This window comes from Streptomyces sp. NPDC047869, from assembly GCF_040704065.1.
Taxonomy (GTDB): domain Bacteria; phylum Actinomycetota; class Actinomycetes; order Streptomycetales; family Streptomycetaceae; genus Streptomyces.
The window spans coordinates 61,333-85,114 of record NZ_JBEYRK010000036.1; the positions used below are offsets into that span (position 1 = coordinate 61,333).

26 protein-coding genes are annotated in these 23,782 nt (G+C 71.9%); 15 read left to right on the forward strand and 11 right to left on the reverse strand.

All coding sequences use genetic code 11. The annotated features are described in order from the left end of the window. Nucleotides 1-47 precede the first annotated feature (47 nt). Both AB0924_RS32950 and AB0924_RS32955 read left to right on the forward strand, forming a co-directional pair. Complete coding sequence (locus AB0924_RS32950; protein WP_366913426.1) at nt 48-1,289, forward strand: GNAT family N-acetyltransferase; 1,242 nt, start codon at nt 48-50, stop codon at nt 1,287-1,289. A gap of 325 nt (nt 1,290-1,614) precedes the next feature. Then, nucleotides 1,615-2,532, forward strand: coding sequence for a winged helix-turn-helix domain-containing protein (locus AB0924_RS32955; protein WP_358937100.1), 918 nt, complete (start codon nt 1,615-1,617; stop codon nt 2,530-2,532). A gap of 15 nt (nt 2,533-2,547) precedes the next feature. Here AB0924_RS32955 and AB0924_RS32960 read toward each other — a convergent pair whose 3' ends face one another. Continuing rightward, the gene (locus AB0924_RS32960; protein WP_366913427.1) at nt 2,548-2,736 is read right to left on the reverse strand and encodes a hypothetical protein; all 189 of its coding nucleotides are present in this window, start codon (nt 2,734-2,736) and stop codon (nt 2,548-2,550) included. 130 nt (nt 2,737-2,866) lie between these two features. On the opposite strand from AB0924_RS32960, the gene AB0924_RS32965 reads away from it, so the two are divergent. Beyond that, nucleotides 2,867-3,745 carry a winged helix-turn-helix domain-containing protein gene (locus AB0924_RS32965; RefSeq protein WP_358937097.1) on the forward strand — a complete coding sequence of 293 codons (879 nt, stop codon included), beginning with the start codon at nt 2,867-2,869 and terminating at the stop codon, nt 3,743-3,745. A 29-nt stretch (nt 3,746-3,774) separates the two neighbouring features. Beyond that, nucleotides 3,775-4,494 carry an HAD family hydrolase gene (locus tag AB0924_RS32970; protein WP_358937095.1) on the forward strand — a complete coding sequence of 240 codons (720 nt, stop codon included), beginning with the start codon at nt 3,775-3,777 and terminating at the stop codon, nt 4,492-4,494. Here AB0924_RS32970 and AB0924_RS32975 read toward each other — a convergent pair. Next, nucleotides 4,485-4,667 carry a hypothetical protein gene (locus AB0924_RS32975; protein ID WP_358937093.1) on the reverse strand — a complete coding sequence of 61 codons (183 nt, stop codon included), beginning with the start codon at nt 4,665-4,667 and terminating at the stop codon, nt 4,485-4,487. The genes AB0924_RS32970 and AB0924_RS32975 overlap by 10 nt on opposite strands. 173 nt (nt 4,668-4,840) lie before the next feature. On the opposite strand from AB0924_RS32975, the gene AB0924_RS32980 reads away from it, so the two are divergent. The 3 genes from AB0924_RS32980 (at nt 4,841) to AB0924_RS32990 (ending at nt 8,724) form a co-directional block, all read left to right on the forward strand. Continuing rightward, nucleotides 4,841-5,716: a GntR family transcriptional regulator gene (locus tag AB0924_RS32980; protein WP_366913428.1), complete on the forward strand. Its 876-nt coding sequence runs from the start codon at nt 4,841-4,843 to the stop codon at nt 5,714-5,716. 328 nt (nt 5,717-6,044) lie between these two features. Next, the gene (locus AB0924_RS32985; protein ID WP_366913429.1) at nt 6,045-8,129 is read left to right on the forward strand and encodes an aminoglycoside phosphotransferase family protein; all 2,085 of its coding nucleotides are present in this window, start codon (nt 6,045-6,047) and stop codon (nt 8,127-8,129) included. Between the two features lie 79 nt (nt 8,130-8,208). Further along, a complete protein-coding gene (locus AB0924_RS32990) occupies nt 8,209-8,724 on the forward strand; it encodes an HAD domain-containing protein (protein ID WP_358937087.1) in 516 nt (171 codons plus the stop codon). Here AB0924_RS32990 and AB0924_RS32995 read toward each other — a convergent pair. Beyond that, nucleotides 8,702-9,607, reverse strand: coding sequence for an aminoglycoside phosphotransferase family protein (locus AB0924_RS32995; protein WP_358937085.1), 906 nt, complete (start codon nt 9,605-9,607; stop codon nt 8,702-8,704). The two genes, AB0924_RS32990 and AB0924_RS32995, sit on opposite strands and share 23 nt — an antisense overlap. A 168-nt stretch (nt 9,608-9,775) precedes the next feature. Here AB0924_RS32995 and AB0924_RS33000 point away from each other — a divergent pair, with 168 nt between their 5' ends. The 3 genes from AB0924_RS33000 (at nt 9,776) to AB0924_RS33010 (ending at nt 11,438) form a co-directional block, all read left to right on the forward strand. Further along, nucleotides 9,776-10,261: a helix-turn-helix transcriptional regulator gene (locus AB0924_RS33000; RefSeq protein WP_358937083.1), complete on the forward strand. Its 486-nt coding sequence runs from the start codon at nt 9,776-9,778 to the stop codon at nt 10,259-10,261. 75 nt (nt 10,262-10,336) lie between these two features. Then, the gene (locus tag AB0924_RS33005; RefSeq protein WP_358937081.1) at nt 10,337-10,981 is read left to right on the forward strand and encodes a hypothetical protein; all 645 of its coding nucleotides are present in this window, start codon (nt 10,337-10,339) and stop codon (nt 10,979-10,981) included. Nucleotides 10,982-11,087: 106 nt separating this feature from the next. Further along, entirely contained in the window at nt 11,088-11,438 is a 351-nt protein-coding gene (locus tag AB0924_RS33010; RefSeq protein ID WP_358937225.1) for a DUF2516 family protein, read from the forward strand. A gap of 19 nt (nt 11,439-11,457) precedes the next feature. On the opposite strand, the gene AB0924_RS33015 is transcribed toward AB0924_RS33010, so the two are convergent. From AB0924_RS33015 to AB0924_RS33025, 3 genes are all read right to left on the reverse strand, one after another. Continuing rightward, nucleotides 11,458-12,759 (reverse strand): fused response regulator/phosphatase, encoded by a 1,302-nt coding sequence (locus AB0924_RS33015; protein WP_358937079.1) that lies wholly within the window; start codon nt 12,757-12,759, stop codon nt 11,458-11,460. A 319-nt stretch (nt 12,760-13,078) separates the two neighbouring features. Next, the gene (locus AB0924_RS33020; protein WP_358937077.1) at nt 13,079-14,170 is read right to left on the reverse strand and encodes an NlpC/P60 family protein; all 1,092 of its coding nucleotides are present in this window, start codon (nt 14,168-14,170) and stop codon (nt 13,079-13,081) included. A 257-nt stretch (nt 14,171-14,427) separates the two neighbouring features. Then, a complete protein-coding gene (locus AB0924_RS33025) occupies nt 14,428-15,168 on the reverse strand; it encodes a class I SAM-dependent methyltransferase (protein ID WP_366913434.1) in 741 nt (246 codons plus the stop codon). A 324-nt stretch (nt 15,169-15,492) separates the two neighbouring features. Here AB0924_RS33025 and mshA point away from each other — a divergent pair, with 324 nt between their 5' ends. Next, the gene (gene mshA / locus AB0924_RS33030) at nt 15,493-16,830 is read left to right on the forward strand and encodes a D-inositol-3-phosphate glycosyltransferase (protein ID WP_358937075.1); all 1,338 of its coding nucleotides are present in this window, start codon (nt 15,493-15,495) and stop codon (nt 16,828-16,830) included. Then, nucleotides 16,823-17,323, forward strand: a complete 501-nt coding sequence (locus AB0924_RS33035; RefSeq protein WP_358937073.1) for a YbjN domain-containing protein — start codon at nt 16,823-16,825, stop codon at nt 17,321-17,323. Before mshA ends, AB0924_RS33035 begins: the two co-directional genes overlap by 8 nt. A gap of 116 nt (nt 17,324-17,439) precedes the next feature. Here the strand turns inward: AB0924_RS33035 and AB0924_RS33040 are convergent, their stop codons facing one another. After that, nucleotides 17,440-18,243: an AraC family transcriptional regulator gene (locus AB0924_RS33040; protein ID WP_366913430.1), complete on the reverse strand. Its 804-nt coding sequence runs from the start codon at nt 18,241-18,243 to the stop codon at nt 17,440-17,442. A gap of 49 nt (nt 18,244-18,292) precedes the next feature. Here AB0924_RS33040 and AB0924_RS33045 point away from each other — a divergent pair, with 49 nt between their 5' ends. Both AB0924_RS33045 and AB0924_RS33050 read left to right on the forward strand, forming a co-directional pair. Further along, entirely contained in the window at nt 18,293-18,742 is a 450-nt protein-coding gene (locus tag AB0924_RS33045; protein WP_358937069.1) for a DUF2000 domain-containing protein, read from the forward strand. A gap of 360 nt (nt 18,743-19,102) precedes the next feature. After that, nucleotides 19,103-19,333 (forward strand): hypothetical protein, encoded by a 231-nt coding sequence (locus AB0924_RS33050; protein WP_358937067.1) that lies wholly within the window; start codon nt 19,103-19,105, stop codon nt 19,331-19,333. Nucleotides 19,334-19,431: 98 nt separating this feature from the next. Here the strand turns inward: AB0924_RS33050 and AB0924_RS33055 are convergent, their stop codons facing one another. Beyond that, nucleotides 19,432-20,709: an MFS transporter gene (locus tag AB0924_RS33055; protein ID WP_366913431.1), complete on the reverse strand. Its 1,278-nt coding sequence runs from the start codon at nt 20,707-20,709 to the stop codon at nt 19,432-19,434. 209 nt (nt 20,710-20,918) lie between these two features. On the opposite strand from AB0924_RS33055, the gene AB0924_RS33060 reads away from it, so the two are divergent. Continuing rightward, nucleotides 20,919-21,680: a phosphoglyceromutase gene (locus AB0924_RS33060; protein WP_358937063.1), complete on the forward strand. Its 762-nt coding sequence runs from the start codon at nt 20,919-20,921 to the stop codon at nt 21,678-21,680. A 230-nt stretch (nt 21,681-21,910) separates the two neighbouring features. Here AB0924_RS33060 and AB0924_RS33065 read toward each other — a convergent pair whose 3' ends face one another. The 3 genes from AB0924_RS33065 to AB0924_RS33075 form a co-directional block, all read right to left on the reverse strand. Beyond that, entirely contained in the window at nt 21,911-22,294 is a 384-nt protein-coding gene (locus AB0924_RS33065; protein ID WP_366913433.1) for a hypothetical protein, read from the reverse strand. Between the two features lie 19 nt (nt 22,295-22,313). Continuing rightward, on the reverse strand, nt 22,314-22,451 hold the full coding sequence (locus AB0924_RS33070) for a hypothetical protein (RefSeq protein ID WP_358937059.1): 138 nt from the start codon (nt 22,449-22,451) through the stop codon (nt 22,314-22,316). A 101-nt stretch (nt 22,452-22,552) separates the two neighbouring features. After that, complete coding sequence (locus AB0924_RS33075; protein ID WP_358937057.1) at nt 22,553-23,350, reverse strand: hypothetical protein; 798 nt, start codon at nt 23,348-23,350, stop codon at nt 22,553-22,555. Between the last annotated feature and the right edge of the window lie 432 nt (nt 23,351-23,782).

Consider the following 23,782-nt stretch of genomic DNA (forward strand, 5'->3'; position numbering starts at 1 on the left):
ATGAAAACCGCGCGACAGGGTCCGGCACGCGCACCTAGCGTGACCCCATGACGATCGACATCCGCACGGTGACCGAGGCCGACTTCGAGGACTGGCAGATCGCGCGGAACATCGGGTTCCTCCAGCAGCCGGTGCTCAAGCCCGAGCAGCTCGAGGGGCGTCGCCGGCACTTCGTCGGCAGCCGGCCGCTCGGCGCCTTCGACAACGGCCGCTGTGTGGCGACCTTCCGCTCCTTCGACCAGGAGATCACCGCGGTGGGCGGTGCCGCCGTCCCCGCGGACGCCATCACCAACGTCACCGTCACCCCCACCCACCGCCGGCGGGGCCTGCTGAGCCGCATGATGGCGTGGGACCTGGCGGCGGCGAAGGAGCGCGGTGACGTCGTCGCCACGCTGATCGCCGCCGAGTACCCGATCTACGGGCGCTACGGCTTCGGCCCGGCGACCTGGACCACCGAGTGGACCGTCGAGGTGCCCCGCAGCGGCCTCGATCCGCGCTGGTCGGGCCCGGAGGACGGCGGCCGGATCGATCTCGTGGGCGGCGAGGACGTCCGCAAGCTCGGTCCCGAGCTGCATGAGCGGGTCCGCCGCGCCCAGCCCGGGGCGGTCAGCAGGAACGAGCTGTGGTGGCAGGTGAACACCGGTGTCCTCGGCCACGGCAGCGGCTGGACCGAGCCGTTCTACGCCGTCTACCGGGCGGCCTCCGGCGACGTCGAGGGCCTGGTGTCGTACGAGTCCGACGACCACTGGCGCGACAAGCAGCCGCACAACACCGCCGACGTCAACTGGCTGCTCGCCGCCACCCCGGCGGCCGAGCGGGCGCTGTGGCGGTTCCTGTGCTCGATCGACTGGATCACCAAGGTCAAGAGCGGCTGGCGCGGCCCGGACGACCTGCTGCCCTTCTTCCTGCCCGACCCCCGCGCGGCCCGGGTGACGGCGCACGCGGACTGGCTGTGGGTGCGGGTCCTGGACGTCGTACGGGCCCTGGAGGCGCGCACGTACGACGGGACGGGCTCGCTGGTGCTGGAGGTCGTGGACGCGGACGGCCTGGCCGGCGGGCGGTTCCGGCTGGAGGCCTCGCCGCAGGGCGCTTCCTGCGCACCGGCCGGTGGGGCGGGCGCGGATCTCACGCTGTCGGTCGCGGAGTTGGGCACGGTCTGGCTGGGGGACGAGTCCCTGGTGCGGCTCGCGGCCCTCGGGCGGGTCCAGGAAGAGCGAGAGGGCGCCGCCCGGAAGGCCGACGCCCTGCTGCGCACGCCCGGGCGGCCGTGGTGCCCGGACATCTTCTGACAGTCCCTTCTGCCGGCGACGCGTGCTGTTCATCCGTAGCGTGCTGTTCAGTTGTCACGGTGTTCGGTTGTGGCTGTGCGGTGCCGTGTTCAGTTGTGGCTGTGCGGGCCGTACGGGCCGTTCAGTTGTGACTGTGCGCTCCGGTGGCCGTCCCCTGCCCGGGCTCCCGGCTCCCCTCCGGAAGGGAGCCCGGTCGGCCAACCACTGAGAAGCTTGACCATGTCGCTCAAGTTGGCGACCAACTTCACTGTACTTATCTCCGTTTGGAAGCGTCTCATAACCACCTTTCCGCGAACTGCCGCAACTTGGCGCGAAGTTGTAGTGTTTGTTCGTGGACCCGGAACACGCCCCCGCCAATGGGCGGAAGAGGCCACAGCGGTCACGCACGTCACACCGCGAGGTGGCCGACGAACTGCGCGCCCGGATCAGGTCCGGGGAACTGCGGCCGGGCCAGCGCATGCCCACTCAGGCCAAGCTGGCCGACGAGTTCGGTGTGGAGCGCGGAGCCGTGCGCCAGGCCCTGCGCATCCTGCAGTCGGAGCATCTGCTCACCGGCGTCTCCAAGGGTGCCCCCGCCATCGTGGCCGCCCTCGCCCAGCAGGCCGGGCCCGTGGCCGGCGTCGCGGCCGGGCCGCAGCCCACCATGGTGGGCCTCGCGCCGCGCATCGCGGCGTCCTTCGCCGCCCCGCACGTCGAGATCGACGCCCTGTGCCTGACGTCCGTCTCGCTCACACTGGCGATCGGGGAGCCGCTCCGGCAGATCCACGCCGGACAGCTGAAACCGGCCAAGATCGACGTGCGGGTCCTGCTGCCGTCCCGGGACATCGACCTCGCCTTCCCGGTCTCGGTGGACGCGCACGGCGACGGCGACCCCGTGCACCGGCGCTGGCTGGAGATGCGCAACGCCCAGGGCCAGGTGCTGCGCGACAACCTGCTCGCGCTGCGCACCACGCACGGCATCGACGTGCGCGTGTCCTTCCGGGCCCTGCCCTTCACCCCGCCGGTCAAGCTGTACCTGCTCAACGGGAGCGAGGCGCTGTTCGCCTACTACACGCTCGTCCGCCGTGAGCGGGAGATCGACCACGAGCACCTGCAGCTCTACGACGCCGAGGGCACGCGGTCGATGCTGTTTCCCTTCGCGCAGGGTGCGGACCTGCGCGACACCACGTTCGTGGAACAGTCCCACCTGTGGTTCAACGCACTTTGGGAGACGATCAGTTCGGATCTGCTGCTCACGTCCTGAGGACCGCGGCACCGGTCACAGGGCCGGACCGGCGAGGAGCAGGGCGAGCAGCACGGCCCCGGCGGAGCTGACCGCCGGGCTCTTGGCCCTGATGCCCACGGAGAGCAGCAGCAGGCCGACCAGACCGGTGGCGCCGTACTTCCATTCGATGAGCTGTTCGAAGCCGACGACGAGGACGGCGCAGAGGAGCGCGAGGACAGGCATGGACGTTCCCCCTCTCGGTGTGCCAACTCGACCAAGTTGGCAACCAACTGTGTTTAAGTTGTCCCCGCTTGGCTCATACTCATAAACAACTTGGCGACAACTCCCGTCAGATGGATCAGGGTTGTAGCGTTTGGTTGTGGCTCAGGAGAACGTGGCAGTGAACGGCAGCAGACGGCTCACGTCCCGGGAGATCGCCGACGTCCTGCGGGAACGCATCCGCACCGGCGCCCTGAAGGCGGGGGCGCGCCTGCCCACCCAGGCCGAGCTGGCGGTGGAGTTCGGCGTGGAGCGGGGCGCCGTGCGGCAGGCCCTGCGGCTGCTCGCGGACGACGGTCTGCTCAGTGGCGTCAGCAAGGGCAGCCCCCCGCGCGTCGCCGAGCCCGCCCCCGCCCATGACGAGCCCCAGCCGACGATGGTGGGCCTCGCTCCCCGGCTGACCGAGGCGTTCGCGGCCCCGCACGTCCGCATCGACGCCGTGTGCCTGACCGCGCAGAGCCTGATCCCGGCCCTCGGCGAACCGCTCCGGCTGATCCACGAGGGCCGCATCCGCCCCGGCCGGATCGACGTGCGCATCCTGCTGCCGTCCCGGGACATCAACCTCGCCTTCCCGGTCTCGGTGGACGCCCACGGCGACGACGACCCCGTGCACCGGCGCTGGCTGGAGATGCGCAACGCCCAGGGCCAGGTGCTGCGGTACAACCTGCGGGCCCTGCGCTCCACGCACGACATCGACGTCCAGGTGACCTTCCGGGCCCTGCCGTTCACCCCGCCGGTCAAGCTGTACCTGCTCAACGGGAGCGAGGCGCTCTTCGCGCACTACATGGTCACCCGCCGCGAGGAGCCCACCGACTCCGGCACGCTGGAGATGTACGACACGCTCGGCTCCGAGTCCCTGCTCTTCTCCTTCGAGAAGCGGGCCGGTCAGCGGGACGCGGCATTCGTGGAGCAATCGCAGAAGTGGTTCGACGCCCTCTGGGAAACCATCACGACGGACCTGACACTCTCCTAGTGACTTCTGATGCGACGCGGACCGAACCGGTGACGGAAGAGACCGAGGACGAGACCGAGGAACTGCGGAATCTGATCAGACGCGCACGTGTCGTGCTGTGGGACTTCGACGGGCCGATCTGCCGGCTCTTCGCCGGGCACTCGGCGGAGCGCGTGGCGACCGACCTGGCCCGGTGGCTGGAGAGCCGGGGCCTGCACGGCCTGCTCACGCGGGAGGAGCGGGAGTCCCTGGACCCGCACGTCGTCCTGCGCGCCGTGGACCGCAGGCATCCCGGCAGCGACCTGGTCGCTGAGCTCGAGGAACGTCTCACCCAGGAGGAGCTGCGGGCCACCGGGTCGGCGATGCCCACCGCGTACGCCGATCCGCTGATCCGCACCTGGACGGCGGTCGGCTCGCGGCTCGCCATCACGACCAACAACTCACCGCGCGTGGTGCGCGAGTACCTGGCGGGCCGGGGCCTCGTGGACTGCTTCACCCCGCACATCTACGGTCGCAGCCAGGACCTCCATCACCTCAAGCCCGACCCGCACTGCCTCAACCGTGCCCTGGCCGCGATGGGCGCGGCCCCCGGGGCCGCCCTGATGATCGGCGACACGCCCTCGGACCTGCTCGCCGCGAACCGCGCCGGGGTTCCCTTCCTCGGTTACGCGCGCAACGAGCGCAAGGAGAAGCTGCTGCGGGAGGCCGGCGCCACGCGCACCGTGCGTTCGCTGTGGTCGGTGCTGAGGCAGGTGCGGGCTCAGGCCTGAGTCATCAGCAGGGTGAAGACCACGGCGGCCCCGACGGCGAGGCCGGCCCGGCGCGCCCGTATGCCCACCGCCATGGCGGTCAGGAGCAGCACACCGACAGCGCCGAGCCTGGTCTGCGCCTGCGCGCCCAGGGAGAGTTCGGCAACCGCTCTGACGATCTGAAGCAGGAGCATGGCCCCCCACCTTCCGTCCACTTCCGGCACCCGGCCGCTGCTCGGTCCAATTGGCCTGCTGGACTGATAGTGGTCTGCCCGATCCGATTGATCCCTTAACCAACCGGCCTTATTGCCAGGCCAGTTGATCGTGTGGTGGTTTGCCGGTGGACGGAAAGCGGTACGGTCCTCTCGTGGACGGGCAGCAGACCAGTGATGGCGGCCGGGGCAGGAAGTTCCAGCGTGTCGCCGGTGAACTGCGCTCCAGGGTGACCGACGGGACGTACCGGCTGCGCTCCTTCCTGCCGTCGGAGCGCGACCTCGCCGAGGAGCTCGGGGTCTCCCGGGACACGGTCCAGCGGGCCCTGCGCGAGCTGGCCGACGAGGGGTGGATCGAGTCCCGCCAGGGCAGCGGCTGGCGGGTGGTCAAGACGCAGCTCATACAGTCCGCGACGCCGAAGGCCACCCGGGCGAGGCGGGGCGCGACCCTCGGCCCGCTCATCAGCGAGGCGTTCGAACGCGACGAAGTGACCCTGGACGTGTACACGTTGACGTCCGAGTCGCTGGACGCGCACATCCGCCTCCAGGTGGAGCGCATTCGTGCGGGAATCATCCGGCCGCAGCGCATCGCCCTGCGCGTGCTCCTGCCCTCGGAGTCGCTGGTCCTGTCGTATCCGCGGAACAAGGAGGACCGGGCGGACGACCGTCCCCAGAAGCGCCTGTGGGCCATCGGCCGGCGCCACACGGAGTCCCTGCGGACCATGCTGAGGCAACTGCTGACGGAGGAGCTGGTCCGGTCCGTCGACCTCCGGATCCGTCACGTTCCGCTGGTCCCGGTGTGCAAGCTCTACCTGCTCAACGGCGTCGAGGCCCTGCACGGCATGTACGAGGTGATCGACCGCCAGATGGAGCTGGACGACGGCGAGGTGATCACCGCACTCGACGTACTCGGCCTGGGCGCCACCCTCACCCACCACGTGAAGGACGGTGACCCGAACTCGCCCGGATCGGTGTTCGTCGGCAGCATGCAGACGTGGTTCGACTCGGTCTGGGACCGCCTCGCCGAATAGCGCCGGGCGCCCCGGAGGGCGGCCCCCGTGCGCTAGCATTCCCGCACCGCTGAACCGGTCGGTCTGTTCCCCGTGCATGGAGACGGCGAACCAGCACGCCCGGCGACCGGCCTCGAAGCCCGGCAGACCACCCGTTGTGACCATTCGAGGCCGATTCTGGTCGTGCCTCGGATCACCTGCACCTAATGTTTGGCATACCTTCCGTCTCTCTCGCGCGAATCACCCGGAGCGGCCAGTGGGCGCACCCTCTCTTCCCCGTCGGCACCCCGGGGAAGGCGCCTGGCCCGGCGCCATCAGCGCATTCGTACGCAGAGCCGCCGAACGGGGCGTGGCGAGCAGCGGGCACCACAACCGGAACTACGTGCTTCCGGTCACCGAGGACGTGCGGCACCTGCTGGGGCGTGACACCGGCACCTCCGTGACGGTGCGGGTCCGCCGGGGCGACGCGCTGCCGGTCGTGATCAGGACGTGGCAGGACGAGCCGGCGATCCTGGACGCCATCAGGGGCATCCTGCCGCACGTCCCGCAGTGCCTGGCCAGGGGCGACGGCTACGCGATCCACAGCTACGTCGAGGGTGTGCCGCTGTCCAGCGTGTGTGAGGACGGCAAGCCGGTCGACGCCCTGCTCGTCAAGGCCCTGGCCGGTCTGCTCGCCCAGATGGCCCAGGTGCGCCGGGAGGCGCTGCCGCCCCTGCCGGCCGCCTGGCCACGCAACGACAAGGACAGCCAGGGCTTCCTGCAGACGCTCGCCCACCTGGCGGACCGCCAGATCAGGCGGGCGAACTGGCCGGGCTTCGGCGGACTGTTCGCCGCGCTCGGCATCCCCGAGGACGCCCTGACACGGTTCGCCGAGCGGGTCCCGGCCATGGCCCGGCGGCCCTACAGCCTGCTCCACGCCGATCTGCACCGCGACAACCTGATCATGTCCTACGGCGGTGACCCGCCCCTGATCTGTGTCGACTTCGAGCTGGCGACCTACGGCGACCCCCTGCACGACCTGGCGACCCACCTGGTCCGCATGCAGTACCCGCCGAACCAGTGGAACGAGGTGATCGACGCCTGGGCGGACGCCATGCGGCTGATCCGCCCCGCGGCCGTCAACGGGCTGGCCAAGGACCTGCGCCACTACATCGCCTTCGAGCGGGCGCAGTCGGTCTACCCGGACGTGATGCGGGCGGCCGACTCGCTGCACGCGTCGCCGGACCAGAAGAGCCTGGACGACGCCACCGCGGCGGTGCGGCGCGCCCTGGAGACGGCGGCCGGCCCGCTCGGACTCGGCAACCTGCCGGACGCACGCGAGATCGAGCGGATCCTCTTCCGCTGGCGCGCCGCGCGGAACGGGGGCCTCGGCCTGTCCGCCAAGATCAGGGACTGGCACCAGGACCAACGCTTCCCCGAGCACCCCGACTTCCCGCACTCCGCGGTGCGCCAGGCCCTGTTCGCGGAGGGCGCCACGCCCGCCAGCCGGGTCTTCAAGGGCACCGGCCACCTCAACTCCGTGGTGCGGGTCCCCGACACCGACTTCGCCGTCGTGGTCCGGCGCAAGGTGGCCAACGTCTGCCGCCGGGAGCGCGGCTTCCTGAGCGAGCACGCCGTGCTCCGGGCCATCGAACTCGCCGGCGTGGGCGTGGCGGCACCCAAGTTCCTGGCCCTGGGGACCAGCTACCAGGGGGAACAGTTCGCCATCCACACCTACGAGGGGCCGCGGGACGGCGAGCATCCGCCCGACCACCCCGTGCACGGCCTGCTGCCGCACGAGGCGGACCGGCTGGTGGACCAACTCCACGCCCTGACGCGGGTGAGCTACAAGGAGCTCGACCCGGCGGCCGGCGAGGGTGACTTCTACGCTTGGCTGAGCGAGCAGCTCGTCCTGCTGGTGGAGGAGCTGCCGAAGGAGTCCCAGCAACTGGCGCGGCTGTTCGGGCTGCCCGACGCCGGCCGGCTCCGGCAGATCCTGGCCCGGCACACCGTGAGCCGCCGGGAGCCGGCCCTGCTGCACGGCGACCTGAACCCCTGGAACCTCGTGCGCCGGGCGGACGACCTGGCGCTGACGATCATCGACTGGGAGATGGCGGTGGTCGGCGACCCGCTCTACGACCTGGTCAGGCACATGCACCTCACCCCGACCCGCTCGGAGATCCGGGACCGCATGTTCCAGCGCTGGCAGAAGCTGCTGGCCCCCGGACACACCGTCGACTGGCAGCAGGACTGGCGGGTCTACCGCTGGATCGAGATCGTGCGGTCGGCCTACGTGGACCTCGACCGCCTGGTGACCGGCGCGAGCCTGGACGCCCCCAACGTCCGCCGGGCCGTGGACTCGTACGCCATGACCCTGGCCGCCGCGACCGCCTCCCTCGGCCTGCCGACCCGCCGCCCGATCGTGAATCCCTATCTGGCCCGCGCGCTGGCGTGAGGGGGCCATGGCCCCGGCGAACCCGGCTTCGTCCCCGGGCGGGCGCGGGAGCCGGCGGACGCGGGCATCCTGAACGGTGATGCTGCTCTTCCTCGACGTCGACGGGCCGCTGATCCCGTTCGGGGCGGCGGACCGGGCCTATCCGGTGTACGACCGCGGCCGCGCCGGGCCGCCGGACGCGGGCGGCCATCCGCTGCTGAACCGCGTCGACCCGGCGCTCGGTGCGCGGCTCGGCGGTCTCGGCTGCGAACTGGTGTGGGCGACGACCTGGATGGACGACGCCAACGAGTGCCTGGCGCCCTGGCTGGGGCTGCCCGCGCTGCCGGTCGTGCGGTGGCCGGACGAGGACGAGCCGCCCGGTCTGCTGCACTGGAAGACCCGCCCGCTGGTCGCCTGGGCGGCGGGCCGTCCGTTCGTCTGGATCGACGACGAGCTGACCGAGGCCGACCGCGCCTGGGTCGCCGTCCACCATCCCGCGCCCGCCCTTCTCCACCGGGTCGACCACCGGTACGGCCTGACCGGTGCCGACTTCACCGCCGTGGCGGACTGGCTGCGGCTGTCGGCCCGGCCGCTCAGCCGGCCGCGGCGTCGGTGAGGATCGCCTGGAGCCGGGCCCGGCACTCGGCGACGAAGGCGGGCCAGGTGTGCCAGTAGTAGGAGATCCCGCTGACCCCGACCGCGATCGCCCAGGCGCGGGCGCGCGCCCAGGTCGTGTCGTCGAGGTCCAGGGCGTCCCGGTAGGCCTGGCGCGCTCGCGGCGGCAGGTCCCACACGGGAGCGTGCTCGGCGTCGGGGAAGCCGACCGAGAGCGCTCCGAAGTCGATGACCGCGTGCAGTTCCCCGTCCCGGACCAGCAGATTGGTCGGCTTGAGGTCGCCGTGGAGCCACACATGGGGGCCGGCGGGGTCGGGCAGGGCGAGCGCCGCCCGCCACATCCGTTCCAGGGTGTCGACGTCGAGCTCCGCGCCCGCGGTGGCCCGGCAGTCCTCGAAGGCGGCTCCGACCCACTCGTCGCAGGGCCCGAGAAGGCCGCCGCGGTACCAGCTCAGGTCCCCGGCGCGTGTCGCCCCCATGAGGTCGATGCCGTGCAACTCCCGCACCACCGCCGCCAGGTCGGCGCCGAAGGCCGCCCAGTCCCGCACGGTGTCCGGGCCGGCCTCCGCGCCGTCGATCCAGCGGTGCACCGACCAGGCGACGGGGAAGGTGTCGGTGGGCGTCCCGGCGTGCAAGGGCTCGGGGATCGGGCAGGGCAGCAGTGGTGCCAGGCGGGGGAGCCACTCCTGCTCCTTGCGCACGGACCGCCCGTCGGGGGTCCGCGGCAGCCGTACCAGCAGGTCGTCGCCCAGCCGGTACATGGTGTTGTCCGAGCCGGCGCCCGCGGGCGCCAACGGCAGGCCGGCCCACTCCGGGCGCTGTGCCCGCAGCAGTGACCGGATGAGCGTCTCGTCGACCGGGATCTCGTCCTCGTGAAGCGTCACCGCGGCAGTCTCACGGCCGGGGGGAGCGGGACGCCACCGAGTTTCCGCGGGGGCCGCGGCCCCGGGCCGTGGCGCACTGCGACGAGCGGGTGAAGTCCCCGGGTGGCGTGGCGCACTCTTGCAAGCAGGTGCTTGCAATTGTTAGCGAGAGTGCGGCATGGTGGAGGCATGGCATCGCTCAACGTCGGCAATCTCGGTGAGTACCTGCGCGAGCAGCGGCGAAACGCCCAGCTCTCGCTGCGGCAGCTCGCCGATGCCGCCGGGGTGTCCAATCCGTACCTGAGCCAGATCGAGCGCGGGCTGCGCAAGCCCAGCGCGGAGGTGCTCCAGCAGGTCGCCAAGGCGCTGCGCATCTCCGCCGAGACGCTGTACGTCCGCGCCGGCATCCTCGACGCCGAACGGGACCGGGACGAGGTGGAGACGCGCGCCGTCATCCTCGCCGATCCCTCGCTCAACGAGCGGCAGAAGCAGGTGCTGCTCCAGATCTACGAGTCCTTCCGCAAGGAGAACGGATTCGGGGTCGGCGAGCCGGCGGCGGAGGACGGGGAGGCGGCGGAGCGGACCGACGGCACCGATGTCCCGGGCGACACCGCCGAACGCGGCACCCGCACGGCCGGCGGCAGTGATGCCGGTCCGCGGCGGACGGCCGGATAGCCGGACCAGGGCCCGGCCGCCCAGACCGCGGACACACCAACCTCAGCCGAACGCGAATCCGGGAGGACCATCACCATGGCCATCACCGACGACCTGCGCAAGACCCTCAGCGACCCGAAGCCGCTCTACTTCGCCGCCGGCACCGCCGACCTCGCGCTCCAGCAGGCCAAGAAGGTGCCCGCCCTGGTCGAGCAGCTGCGCGCCGAGGCGCCGGCCCGTATCGACGCGGTGCGCAACACCGACCCGAAGGCCGTGCAGGAGCGGGCCGCCAGCCGGGCCAAGGAGGCCCAGACGACCCTGCAGACCAAGGTCAACGAGTTCATCGGCACCCTCGACGTCGACCTGAAGAAGCTCGGCGAGAACGCCCAGGACCTCGCCCTGCGCGGGGTCGGCGTCGCCGCCGAGTACGCCGTCAAGGCACGCGAGGCCTACGAGAGGGTCGCCGAGCACGGTGAGCAGACCGTGCGGAACTGGCGCGGTGAGGCCGCCGAGGAGATCGAGGACCTGGCCATCGCCGTCGAGGGCAAGCCCGAACCGGGCGAGGTCCGGACGGAGCCGAAGCCGGGCGCGGTCAGGACCGAGCCCGTCACGCCGAAGAAGCCCGCGGTGAAGGAGTCCGCGGTGAAGGAGTCCGCGGCCAAGGACTCCGCCGCGAAGAAGGCCCCGGCGCCGCGCAAGGTCACCCCGACCGCCAAGAAGACGACCCCGCCGGCCAAGTGAACACGTCCGGCAGGACCTGAACGGGCCGGGCACCCCTGGGGTGCCCGGCCCGTTCTACGGGTACGGTGGCCGCGTACGGATCGGCAGACAACGGGCGGTGGACAGCATGCTGATGTTGGGCTTCGCGGGGTTCATGGGGATCTTGAAGATCGTCATGATGGCCCTCGCCGCGTTCGGGCTGTTCGACGCCGCCTTCCGGCGCGAGGACGCCTTCCGCGCGGCCGACAAGCAGAACAAGGTCTTCTGGCTGATCATCCTCGGCATCGCGCTCGTGGTCAGCTACCTGTTCTCGCTCCTGTCCATCCTGCCGATCGCCGGTGTGATCGCGAGCATCGTCTACATCGTCGACGTGCGTCCCGCGCTCAAGCAGGTCTCCGGCGGCGGCAGCGGCTGGGGCCGCCGCCGCGGCGGAAGCAGCAGCGACGGCCCCTACGGCCCGTACAACGGCGGCCGCTGAACGGCATACCGCCGGACGATCACGCCGTGCGGTCCAGCAGGACCACCGCCACGTCGTCGGTCAGCTCGCCGCCGTTGAGGTCGCGGACCTCGCTCACGGCGGCCCGCAGCAGGTTCTCGCCGCGCAGCCCCTCGGCCAGCTGGCGGCGGATCATGTCCACCATGCCGTCCTGGCCGAGCCGCTCCCCGTCCGTGCCGACGCGGCCCTCGATCAGGCCGTCGGTGTAGAGCATGAGGCTCCACTCGGCGCCCAGCTCCACCTGCATCCGGGGCCAGCGGGCGCCGGGCAGCAGGCCCAGGGCGGGGCCGTTGTTCTCGTACGGCAGCAGCTTCGGCGCCCGGCCGGGACGGGCGATCAGCGGCGACGGGTGGCCGGCCAGGCACAGGCCCGCCCGGCGGCCGTCGGGGGCGATGTCCACCGTGCACAGCGTCGCGAAGATCTCCTCGTCCGCGCGCTCGTGCTCCAGCACCTCCTGAAGGGTGCCCAGCAGCTCGTCCCCGCACAGCCCGGCCAGCGTCAGCGCGCGCCAGGCGATGCGCAGCTCCACGCCGAGCGCGGCCTCGTCCGGGCCGTGGCCGCAGACGTCACCGATCATGGCGTGCACGGTGCCGTCGGGGGTGCGTACGGCGTCGTAGAAGTCGCCGCCGAGCAGGGCACGGGAGCGGCCCGGCCGGTAGCGGGCGGCGAAGCGCAGCGAGGAGCCCTCCAACAGGGGCGTGGGCAGCAGGCCCCGCTCCAGCCGGCGGTTCTCCTGGGCGCGCAGCCTGCCCTCGGCGAGCCGCCGCTCGGCGGTGTCGGAGCGCTTGCGCTCCACCGCGTAGCGGATGGCGCGGCTGAGCAGCCGGCCGTCCAGCTCGTCCCGGAACAGGTAGTCCTGGGCGCCGACGCGCACGGCTTCGGCGCCGCGCTCGGCGTCGCCGGAGGCGGTCAGCGCGAGCACGGCGTGCCGGGGCGCGAGCTGCAGCACGTGCCGGAGCACGGCCAGCTCGTCGGCGTCCTCGCCGTGCGGCCGGCCGGGTGCCGGGAGCGCGAGGTCCAGCAGGATGCAGTGGACGTCGTCGGTGAGCAGCCGCTCGGCCTCGGTGAGGTTGCGGGCGGTGCGGACACGGACCGGCCTGCCGGAGGGGTCCAGCATGTCGGGCACGATCGGCAGGCCTGCCGGATCGTCCTCGATCAGCAGCAGGGTGAGAGTGGCGCCGTTGGCGCCGGCCGTGGCGTTGCGGTGAGCCTCTTCCTTGAGGGGGCCGCCTTGGGCGACGGCCTGCGCCTGACCACTCTCCACGGCCGGGATCGCTCTCTGCCGCGGTACGGGTACGGGCATCGTCTGGTTCCTTCCCTCCCCCCGAGGGCAGGTGGGGCGAGGGACCTCGACCCACCGACGGGTGACCATAGCGGCACTGCCCACCTCGATGGAATGGTGTGAGCCGCGTCGCTCACGCGCTGGCCGCTGTCATATGCCGCGATTGGTAACGCAGTTGGACAGGCCGCCCGCGCGGCGGGGATGACGAAGCTCACGTATCGTCCCGGTTTGCGCGGGGGTTGGCCGTGCAGTGGGTCACACGGCCGGGACGCGGCGTGGGCCGCGGGGGTCCGTGGGCGGGCGCGGGGCGCCCGGCGTGCGCGCCGTCACATGAGCTGGGTCACGCGTCCGGCCGTACGACGCCCAGGATCGGCATGGTGCCCGCGCCCGCGACGGTCACCGTCCGCCCCGGCCGCGGGGCGTGGATGATCCGGCCGTCCCCGGCGTACATCGCGACGTGGCTGGCGTCGTCGAAGTAGATGATGAGGTCGCCGGGGCGCATGTCCTCGATGTCGACGTGCTCGAGCTGCTTCCACTGCTCCTGCGAGGTGCGCGGGATGGGCCGGCCGGCGTCGGCCCAGGCCTGGGAGGTCAGGCCCGAGCAGTCGTAGGAGTCGGGGCCCTCGGCACCCCACACGTACGGCTTGCCGAGCTGGGCGGTGGCGAACTCCACCGCTTCGCGGCCCTGCTTGGACGCCTTCGTCCTGATGTCGTCCAGGACACCGGTGTCCAGCCACTCCGTCTGCGCCTTGTCGGCGGCCTCCGCCTCCAACTGGGCCAGCCGCTCCTTCTCCTTCTCCTCGAGCCGGTCCTCGAGCCGCTCGGCCTCCGAGATCTGCCGCTTGATCCGCTTCTTGGCCGCGGCCTTGGCCTTGCGGTTGACCTCGAGCTTCTTCCACTGGGCGGAGGCGTCGTCGGCGTAGTCCCGCAACTCCGCCTGGGTACGGGTCATTTCGCCGAGCAGCTTGTCGGTGGCCCGCTGGCCGTTCAGCACGGTCCCGGCGCCGTCGATGAACCGCTGCGGGTCGTCGCTGAGCAGGAACTGGGCGGTGGGCGGCAGTCCTCCGGTGCGGTACTGGGCCCGGGCCGACGCGCCGGCCTGGTTCCTGAGCCGCTCCAGCTTCTCCTGGCCCTCGGCGATCTTCTTGGTCAGGGCGGCGATCCGGGCGGACTGCTTCTTCGTCTTCTCCTCGGCCGCGTTGTAGGCGTCGGTGGCCACGGCCGCGTCGTGGTAGAGCCGGTCGAGTCGCGCGCGGACCTTCTCCAGGTCCTTGTTCGGCGGAGGTGCCGGGCTCGGGGACGTGCCGGGTGTCGCGCTCCCGCTCGGTGTGGGCGTCGGAGCGGCGAACGCCGTACCGGGCGCCGACAGCACGGTCACCGCGCAGACCACGGTCACGGCGGCCATGAGCAGGCCGCGCTTGCCCGTCCCCATACAGTCCCCCAAGCTGGTTAACCGTCAGTAACTTGTGGTCGTCCGATGGATCGTGCCATGGCGGCGCGCAAAACGACAGAGGTCATGGGAAGTCGGGTTTCCGCCCGCCCTCCGAGCCCTCGCGCACGCCTCGGACACCCACCGCCCCTCCGCGCGTCTCCCCAGGCCGGCGTCGGGTACGACGATCTTCTCGCCGGTGTGACGAACGACGCACCGAGATCGTTCCCGGCGCCCGCCTCACGCCGGGTCGCGCGGATTCAGTGGGCGCGCGGCGCCAACGCGCTCCAGGCCACGGTCACTTCCCCCTGCCGCCAGCGGGCGGCCGAGTCCGTCACGGGCCAGTCGGCGGTGAGGTCCCGCACCGCGCGGATCCAGCGCTGGCGGGCGCCGTACGAGGCGTAGGGCGCGGCGGCGGCCCAGGCGCGGTCGAAGTCGCGCAGGAAGGCGTGCACCGGCTCACCGGGGACGTTCCGGTGGATCAGCGCCTTCGGCAGCCGCTCGGCGAGGTCGGAGGGCCGCTGCAGCGAACCGAGCCGGGTCGCGAAGGTCACCGTCCGCGGGCCCTGCGGGCCCAGCGCCACCCAGACGTGCCGCCGGCCGATCTCGTCGCAGGTCCCCTCCACCAGCAGACCCCCGGGCGAGCCGCCGTCCGCCGGCGCGAGCCGCGCGCACAGCCGCTGCCACACGGCGGCCACCTGGTCCTCGTCGTACTGCCGCAGCACGTTGGCGGCCCGCACCAGTACCGCGCGTCCGGGCACGGGGATCTCGAAGCCGCCGTGCCGGAAGGCCAGCCCGTCCCGCTCGTACGGCCTGGCGGCCGCGACCCGCTCCGGTTCGATCTCGACGCCGACCACGCGCGCGCGGGGTGCGACGGTACGCAGCCGGCCGAGCAGTTCCACCGCGGTCCAGGGCGCGGCCCCGTACCCGAGGTCGATCGCGACCGGATCGGCCGCCCGGCGCAGCGCGGCACCGTGCGTGGCGGCGATCCAGCGGTCCATGCGGCGCAGCCGGTTGGGATTGGTGGTCCCGCGCGTCACGTTCCCCACGACGGGCGTCCTCCCGCTCGAGCGGAGCCGAGCGTGGGGGAGGGGCGTGGCGCGGGCGGTCATGCCTACGAGGGTAAGCGGGGCCGTGCCGTCGACCCCGCGCCCGTCGCCGGGCGGCCACCCACGCACCCCGCTGTCGAACGTTGAGCGAAACTAGGTCATGATTCGGTAAAGCCGCCTGATCGGGAAATGGCGGGGCACTCGTCGGCTGTTGCACCCCCTGGAGGGCGCGGTCGGTCCTCCGGCAGGCATGCCCGCACCGAGGAGGAACGCCACGTGAGCCAGTACGTCAGCAGGCTCGGGCGTCGCTCCCCGACGGCGCCTGCGCGACTCAGGCTGCACCGCAGGCCCCGCCGCGTCGCCATGCTCTCCGTGCACACCTCGCCGCTGCACCAGCCCGGAACCGGTGACGCCGGCGGCATGAATGTCTACATCGTGGAGCTGGCCCAGCGGCTGGCCGCGATCAACATCGAGGTCGAGATCTTCACCCGGGCCACCGAGGGCGGCCTCCCGCCCCGCGTCGACCTCGCTCCCGGCGTCCTCGTCCGGCACATCGACGCCGGCCCCTACGAGGGCCTGGCCAAGGAGGACCTGCCCGCCCAGCTCTGCGCCTTCACGCACGGCGTGATGCAGGCGTGGGCCGGCCACCGCCCGGGCCACTACGACCTCGTCCACTCCCACTACTGGCTCTCCGGCCACGTCGGCTGGCTCGCCGCCCAGCGCTGGGGCGTGCCGCTGGTGCACGCCATGCACACCATGGCCAAGGTCAAGAACGCCAACCTGGCCGACGGCGACACCCCCGAGCCCGCCGCCCGCGTCATCGGCGAGACCCAGATCGTCGCCGCCGCCGACCGCCTCATCGCCAACACCGACGAGGAGGCCGGCGAACTCGTCCGGCACTACGCGGCCGACCCCGCCAAGGTCGCCGTCGTCCACCCCGGCGTGAACCTGGACCGTTTCCGTCCCGCCGACGGCCGCGCCGCCGCCCGCGCCCGCCTCGGCCTCCCGCAGGACGCCCTGATCCCCCTCTTCGCCGGCCGCATACAGCCCCTGAAGGCGCCGGACGTGCTGCTCAGGGCGGTCGCCGCCCTGCTGGACGAGCGCCCCGAGCTGCGCTCCCGGATCGTCGTACCGGTCGTCGGCGGCCCCAGCGGAAGCGGGCTCGCCAGGCCCGAGGGCCTGCAGAAGCTCGCCGCGCGCCTCGGCATCGCCGATGTCGTGCGGTTCCGCCCGCCGGTCGGCCAGGAGCAGCTCGCGGACTGGTTCCGGGCGGCCTCCGTCCTGGTCATGCCCTCCTACAGCGAGTCCTTCGGGCTGGTCGCCATAGAGGCGCAGGCGGCCGGGACCCCGGTGCTCGCCGCCTCGGTCGGCGGTCTGCCGGTGGCCGTGCGCGACGGCGCCACCGGCTTCCTCGTGCAGGGCCACCGTCCGGCCGAGTACGCGCGCGTACTGGCCCGCTTCGCCGACCACCCCTCGCTGACGGACAGCATGGGCGCGGCCGCCGCCCGGCACGCGCTCGGCTTCGGCTGGGACACCGCGGCCGCCGCCACCGCCGACGTCTACACGGCCGCGACCCAGTCCCACCGCCGTCGCGTACGCTCCCAGCATGGGTGATGTCGAGAAGGCCACGCGGGTCGTCGAGGACGTCCTGAAGGACGCGGAGCTGGAGTGGGAGAGCCCCGAGTCCGGGACGTACGTCGTCAAGCTCCCCGGCACCCGGAAGCTCTTCACCACGGTCAGCCTCATCGTCGGCCGCCACACCCTCTCCCTCAACGCCTTCGTCATCCGGCATCCCGACGAGAACGAGGCGGGCGTCCACCGCTGGCTGCTGGAGCGCAACCTCAAGCTGTTCGGCGTGAGTTACGCCGTGGACCGGCTCGGCGACATCTACGTCACCGCCCGTCTGCCGCTGGCCGCCGTCACGCCCGAGGAGACCGACCGCCTCCTCGGCCAGGTCCTGGAGGCCGCCGACGGCGCCTTCAACACCCTGCTGGAACTGGGCTTCGCCTCCGCGATCCGCAAGGAGTACGCCTGGCGGGTGTCACGCGGCGAGTCGACCCGGAACCTGGACGCGTTCAGCCACCTGATCGAGCGCCCGGCCGACTGATGGAACCGGAGCCCCGGGGCTCCAACCGGACTCCGCGCGCGTGCTGTTGACCGGCGGCGACCCGGGTCCTCACCGGACCCCTACCGGTCTCTCGCGTCAGGTGACCCGGCGCGCCCTCACCGGGCACTGAGCCGGTAACGCCCCGGCGGCACGCCCACCAGCTTCTTGAAGTGCCGGGTGAGATGGGCCTGGTCGCAGAACCCGGTCGCCACCGCCACCTCACCCGGCGGCAGCCCGTCCAGCAGCAGCCGCCGGGCCCGGCCGACCCGGCGTGACATCAGGTACCGGTGCGGCGGGATGCCGTAGGCGGCGCTGAACGCCCGCACGAGGTGGGCCGGATGGGCGTGCAGCAGCCGCGCCGCCTCGGCGAGCACCAGCCCCTCGGTGACGTGCTCGTCGAGCAGCTCGCGCAGCGACCGGGCGAGACCCGGGCCGCGGCCGGGACGGCGGGCGCCGGCGTCCCGGCTCCGCAGATGCTCCCGCAGCCGCTCGCCGACCAGCGCCAGCCGGCTCTCCGCCTCCAGCTCGTCGCCGGGCCGGCCCAGGACGGAGTGCAACTGCCCGACCCGCAGCCGCAGTACGGGGTCCGGCAGATCGGGGCCGTCCACGGCCGGGCCGATCAGCTCGTCGCCGAGGTGGCTGCCGTCGAGGTACAGCACCCGCTTGCGGAAACCGTGCGGGGTGGCCGGGGAGCCGTTGTGCGGCACGTGCGGCGGCAGCAGCGAGACGGTGTCGTGCGGGGTGCCGTGCTCGTGCCGGTCGAGGTCGTACCGTACGGCGCCGTCGTCCACGATCAGCAGCGTCCAGGCGTCGTGGACGTGCATCGGGTACGCGTACTCGGTGAAGTGGGCGTGGAAGACCTCCACGACACCCGGGACGCGCGGGCGCCAGGCGGAGACGTCGGACTGGTCGGCGGCCACGCAAAAAACGTACAAGACCGGGGCGCGCCGCGGTCGGCAGTCTCACTCCATGAACACCGAACCGCACGCCGATCCGGCCGCCGCCCCCGTCCGCTTCGACACCAAGATCGCCGTACTGCTCCGCGAGGACCTGGCGCCCTGGCAGCGCCTGAACGTGACGGCGTTCCTGGTCAGCGGCCTGGGCAGCGAGGTCCCCGAGGTGATCGGGGAGCCGTACGAGGACGCCGACGGCGTGTCCTACCTGCCGATGTTCCGCCAGCCGGTGCTGGTCTTCGAGGGCACGAAGGAGACGCTCACGGCGGCCCACGCCCGGGCCCTGTCCCGCGCCCTGCCCCGGTCGGTGTTCACCTCCGACCTGTTCGCCACCGGCAACGACCGCGACAACCGCGCGGCGGTGCGGGCGGTGGGGACCGCCGGCCTGGACCTGGTCGGGCTCGCCGTGTACGGCCCGCGGAACGGGGTCGACAAGGTGCTGAAGGGTGCCCGAATGCATCGGTGACCGAATCTGCACAGCGCATGCGCAAGCCGGCCCGCGCGAACGCGGTTGGTGCCGAGTTGTCCGGATCGGGTCCGCCCTGGCAAGAGCTACGGCCCATCTGCCCCGGACCGCATGTGGAGAAGCTGTCCTCAACCGATGACCAGGTGGGCACGGATGAGGAGCCGGTGCACTCAACTGCCCTGTGGCGCGAGCCGGTCGACTGGATGCCGGACACGCTCCGTGATTTGATCCATCGCGCCGCCGGGTTCAAGCCAGGGCGTCCGGAAACGGATGCCTCACGCCCGCGGTCGCGGCCAAGCCGTCTGTCCCCGGCGGCTCCGCTCCCCCCTTGTGGAACCTCCAACGAAGGGCAGTTTCGACATGACCTCCGCTCCCCAGGTCCAGACCGCCGAGATCTCCGACGCCGAGCTGGACGGCGTCTCCGGCGGCCTGAACCCGCAGGCCGGCATCGTCGCCGGTCCCGCCGCGCTCAACAGCTCGGACCTGCTGGCCCAGCTCGGCACCGTCACGGACACGGTCCAGGGCGCCGTCGGCCAGCTCCAGGGCGCCGCAGCCCAGTTCAACCAGGTCGGCGTCTACGCCTCCTTCTGATCGCCCCTGCGCCGGCCCCCTCGGCGTCCACGGCGACGAGCCCCCTGCCCGCGGAGCACCGCGCGCAGGGGGCTCGCCCCTTTCGTCCCGCCCGCCGCTCAGGCCGCGCTGAGCTCGGCCTCGGCGTCCGCGTCCGCCGGGGCGGCCCCGGCCGGCCGGCGTTCGGCGGTCGTCCGCCGCATGAGCACCCCGTACCCGATACCGGCCACGGTCCCCACACCGGCGCACATGGCCCACAGCCACTCCGCGCCGAACCGGTCGATGACGGCGCCGGACATGAGTGGCGCCACCAGCGCGGCCAGGGACCACGACAGGGTGTACACCCCCTGGTACCGCCCGCGGCCGTGCACCGGCGACAGCCGTACCACCAGACCGGTCTGGGTCGGGGCGTTGACGATCTCGGCGAGCGTCCACACGCACACGGTGAGCGCGAAGACACCGACCGACCCGGCGAAGGCGGTGAGCCCGAAGCCGTACCCGGCGAGCAGCGAGGAGGCGACGAGGAGCGTGCGCGGGTCGCGGTGCTCGATGAAGCGGGTGACGGGGATCTGCAGCGCGACGATGAGGACGCCGTTGACGGCGACCGCGAAGCCGTAGTCGGCGGCCGTGAACCCGGCCCGGCCCATGGCCACCGGCAGTCCGACGGACCCCTGCTGGAAGACGAGGGCGACGAGGAAGGACAGCCCGACGACGGCCATGTACCGCCCGTCGCGCAGCACCGTGCCCAGGCCGACGTCACCCTCGGCCCGCTTGGCCGTCGCCACGGGCCGTGACTCGGGCAGTTTGAGGAAGACGACCACCGCGCACGCCAGGGTCATCCCGGCCTCGATCAGGAACCCGGCGAGATAGCTGAACTCGGCGATGAACCCGGCCGCCATGGAGGAGACGGCGAAGCCGAGGTTGATCGCCCAGTAGTTCAGCGAGAACGCCCGCACCCGGTCCTCCGGCCGGACGATGTCGGCCATCATCGCCTGTACGGCGGGCCGTGAGGCGTTGGAGGCCATGCCGACCAGGAAGGCGACGCCGGCGATGGTGACCGGGTCCTGCATGAACCCGAGCACCGCGACGGACACGGCGGTGGCGGTCTGGGCGATCAGCAGGGTGGGCCGCCTGCCGAGCCGGTCGGCCATCACCCCGCCCCCGAGCGAGGAGACGACCCCGCCGAGCCCGTGCAGCGAGGCGACGAGACCGGCGTACGAGGCCGAGTAGCCCCGGTCGAGCGTGAGGTACAGCGCCATGAACGTGGCGACGAACGCGCCGAGCCGGTTGACCAGGGTGCTCGTCCACAGCCACCAGAACTCGCGGGGCAGTCCGGAGACGGTCTCCCGGGCGGCACGTCTGAGACGGGCGACGGACGCGACGGACGCGGCAGACATGGACGGGACCCCCCACGGGTACGGAGATGTAAGCGGCTAACGCGGTAGGCGCAACTTACCCGTACCGGGTGGACGGCGGCCACTCGATTAACGGCGGCTGCCGTGGAACCCCTGGGCCACCCGCGCCACGTCCGCACACCGTCCGGCGGCCCGTCCGCCCACCGAGCGGACGGGGCGGCGGCCCGAACACGTGGATTACGCTCTGAGGCATGGCCGACGCACCGTACAAGCTGATCCTCCTCCGCCACGGCGAGAGCGAGTGGAACGCGAAGAACCTGTTCACCGGCTGGGTGGACGTCAACCTGAACGAGAAGGGCGAGAAGGAGGCAGTCCGCGGTGGCGAGCTCCTGAAGGACGCCGACCTCCTCCCCGACGTGGTCCACACGTCCCTCCAGAAGCGCGCGATCCGCACGGCCCAGCTGGCCCTCGAGGCCGCGGACCGCCACTGGATCCCGGTCCACCGCAGCTGGCGCCTGAACGAGCGCCACTACGGCGCCCTGCAGGGCAAGGACAAGGCGGCGACGCTGGCCGAGTTCGGCGAGGAGCAGTTCATGCTCTGGCGCCGCTCCTACGACACCCCGCCGCCCCCGCTCCCGGACGACTCCGAGTTCTCCCAGGCGAACGACGCCCGCTACGCCACCATCCCGCCGGAGCTGCGCCCGCGCACGGAGTGCCTCAAGGACGTCGTGCTCCGCATGCTTCCGTACTGGTACGACGGCATCGTCCCCGACCTCCTGACCGGCCGCACGGTCCTCGTCGCCGCCCACGGCAACTCCCTGCGCGCCCTGGTCAAGCACCTGGACGGCATCTCGGACGCCGACATCGCGGGCCTCAACATCCCGACGGGCATCCCGCTCTACTACGAGCTGGACGCCGACTTCAAACCGGTCACCCCCGGCGGCAAGTACCTCGACCCGGAGGCAGCGGCAGCGGCCATCGAGGCGGTCAAGAACCAGGGCAAGAAGAAGTAGCTTTCTTGATCATGCCCCTGAGCTGCGCAGACGGCGCGACTCAGGGGCATTTTCACGGCTCGGGCCTCTCCGGGCCCTCAGGCCCCCGGGTCCTGCGGCCGGAGCGCACGGCCGAGAGCCTTCCGTGCCCGGTCCCGGCTGCTCGGGATGAGGTGCGCATACACGTAAAACGCGTAACGAGAAGGGCCCCCACCCGGTCACCCGAGCAGGGGCCCCTGCGCGGCCGTACGTCAGCCGTACGCCTTCACACACTCCAGCTTCACAGAAGGTGCGTAGGCCGCCACCGCGTCAGTGGCCGTCGCGTGCACGCCGTTGGTCAGGTCCTTGATGCCCATGTCCCGGTACTCCACGTAGATGTCCCACGTCGGCGTACCCTGAGCCTTCTTCCCGAAGGCCCCGAACTCCTCGTTGCTCATGATGTCGGAGGAGTTGCCCTGCGATGCCTCCAGCATCTTGTCCACCGCCTTGATGACCCCGGTGAAGCACTCCTTCGCGTCGTCGCTGTAGGCCTTCGACGCGCTCGGCTTCGCCGACGTCTTCGCGTCGTCGCCCCCACCGCACCCGGTGACGGCCAGCGCCAGCACCGCGGCCGACAGGATCACTCTCTTGCTCATAACGCCCCCCCCATCTCGATCAGCCCACGACGAGCTGTGCGACCTTGTTCAACTCGCGCCGCGCCGGCCGCTTCGCCGAGTCGACGTCGGAGCACTCGACGTACTGCTCGTCGTCGCCCCCACCGAGGCCGCGCGGCAACCTGACTGTTTCGAACACCTCTTGGAGGCCGCCCGTTCGGACTCCGCAGGTCGGCAGCGGATCTTAACCCTCGGGAGCGCCCAGTACCGACCGCTGCCTGCAGTGATCGCGCCCGCCGCCTACGACCCGCCGTGGAAGAAGCCGGACTTCAGGTCCCTGATGACGACGTCGAGCGAGTGTCCACTGACGATGAGCGGTCCACTCCAGGGCGCGGTGAGTGCGAAGAGCAACGCCAGGCTCAGCCCGACCACACTCGCGACACCCGCGATGAGCAGTGACGTCCGCAGGCTGCTGCGGAAGACCAGTGCGCCGGCATTCACGATCAAGGCCAGTCCGCTGACCGCAAGCGTGACGACGTAGAGCGCGGGAATGCTGCGCGAGGCGGCCGCGACGCGGGCGCGACGATTGCTGATGACACTGTCCAGGGAAGCCACCAGCTCCGTGCCGGTCGGGGTTCCCAGCTCGGGCCGGGCCGCCTCGTCGCGCACGCTCCGCTCCAGCCGTGCGATCGCGCGGGCGGCGGCCGGGTCGTTACCGGACGCCGCTGCCGCACCCTGCCATTCCCTGGCACGCGTGGTCTGCAAGTAGTCCAGCAGTGCCGCGTGGATCGGCTCCGACTGGACTCGTGGACTTGTCGCCGCCCACGCCAGGCGGGAGGCCGCGGCCGCCTCGTCGCTCACCAACCCGTCTGCCGCGCGCAGGTAGCCGGCCTCGCTGGCCAGTGAGAGTGCCGCGAAGATCGCGAAGGCAGCGCCGAGTGTCGGCATGAGGGGCGTGGCGATCTGCGGCACTCGGTCCCGTTCCCCGACCGGTACGAGCGCCCGGACGCCGATGCGCGCCACGGCTGCGACCAGGAAGGCGAGCACGAGGCCGCCCACAACCAGCACCACCGCCGGCAGCGAGGTCAACCAGTTCACCGCATCACCCACAACGCGTTTCCACGAGCACCCCACGGCGGCGACACACCGGCCCCCGCGACCTGGAGCTCCTCGTCGATCACTTTCAATGAACGCTCCATGATCACAGGTCGAAGACCTTTGACCCCCGCGACGCTCGGCACGGCATCTCGCTTCGTCGGCCGAACAGCCGAGTACGGCCGTGGAAAGCGTGTTGGCCGGGGATGAGGGGGGTGGGGTCTGGGGCCTGCGACATAGTCCCGAGGTGGCTCCCGGGGACCTTTGTGCCCACCCCCCTTGACCGCGGACCTCGAAGGTTCTCTGACCGGTCTCACTCCACCGGGCAAGCTGGCAAGGAGCACTGACATTGATGCTGATACTCGGGTTCCGGTGGTCGTGACCCGGGCACTGACTGACGCCCTGCTGGGCTGTCTTCGCGTTGTTCTGTCCAGC

Excerpts from the sequence above, each read along its gene's own strand:
- AB0924_RS32960 (WP_366913427.1), bottom strand. The coding sequence starts at position 2,736 with ATGCCTGTCCTCGCGCTCCTCTGCGCCGTCCTCGTCGTCGGCTTCGAA.
- AB0924_RS33065 (WP_366913433.1), bottom strand. The coding sequence starts at position 22,294 with ATGAGCAAGAGAGTGATCCTGTCGGCCGCGGTGCTGGCGCTGGCCGTC.
- AB0924_RS33015 (WP_358937079.1), bottom strand. The coding sequence starts at position 12,759 with ATGCCCGTACCCGTACCGCGGCAGAGAGCGATCCCGGCCGTGGAGAGT.
- AB0924_RS33025 (WP_366913434.1), bottom strand. The coding sequence starts at position 15,168 with ATGGACCGCTGGATCGCCGCCACGCACGGTGCCGCGCTGCGCCGGGCG.
- AB0924_RS32975 (WP_358937093.1), bottom strand. The coding sequence starts at position 4,667 with ATGCTCCTGCTTCAGATCGTCAGAGCGGTTGCCGAACTCTCCCTGGGC.
- AB0924_RS33005 (WP_358937081.1), top strand. The coding sequence starts at position 10,337 with ATGGCCATCACCGACGACCTGCGCAAGACCCTCAGCGACCCGAAGCCG.
- AB0924_RS33060 (WP_358937063.1), top strand. The coding sequence starts at position 20,919 with ATGGCCGACGCACCGTACAAGCTGATCCTCCTCCGCCACGGCGAGAGC.
- AB0924_RS33055 (WP_366913431.1), bottom strand. The coding sequence starts at position 20,709 with ATGTCTGCCGCGTCCGTCGCGTCCGTCGCCCGTCTCAGACGTGCCGCC.
- AB0924_RS33020 (WP_358937077.1), bottom strand. The coding sequence starts at position 14,170 with ATGGGGACGGGCAAGCGCGGCCTGCTCATGGCCGCCGTGACCGTGGTC.
- AB0924_RS33010 (WP_358937225.1), top strand. The coding sequence starts at position 11,088 with ATGCTGATGTTGGGCTTCGCGGGGTTCATGGGGATCTTGAAGATCGTC.
- AB0924_RS32990 (WP_358937087.1), top strand. The coding sequence starts at position 8,209 with ATGCTGCTCTTCCTCGACGTCGACGGGCCGCTGATCCCGTTCGGGGCG.
- AB0924_RS33045 (WP_358937069.1), top strand. The coding sequence starts at position 18,293 with ATGAACACCGAACCGCACGCCGATCCGGCCGCCGCCCCCGTCCGCTTC.
- AB0924_RS33050 (WP_358937067.1), top strand. The coding sequence starts at position 19,103 with ATGACCTCCGCTCCCCAGGTCCAGACCGCCGAGATCTCCGACGCCGAG.
- AB0924_RS33000 (WP_358937083.1), top strand. The coding sequence starts at position 9,776 with ATGGCATCGCTCAACGTCGGCAATCTCGGTGAGTACCTGCGCGAGCAG.
- AB0924_RS32950 (WP_366913426.1), top strand. The coding sequence starts at position 48 with ATGACGATCGACATCCGCACGGTGACCGAGGCCGACTTCGAGGACTGG.
- AB0924_RS33035 (WP_358937073.1), top strand. The coding sequence starts at position 16,823 with ATGGGTGATGTCGAGAAGGCCACGCGGGTCGTCGAGGACGTCCTGAAG.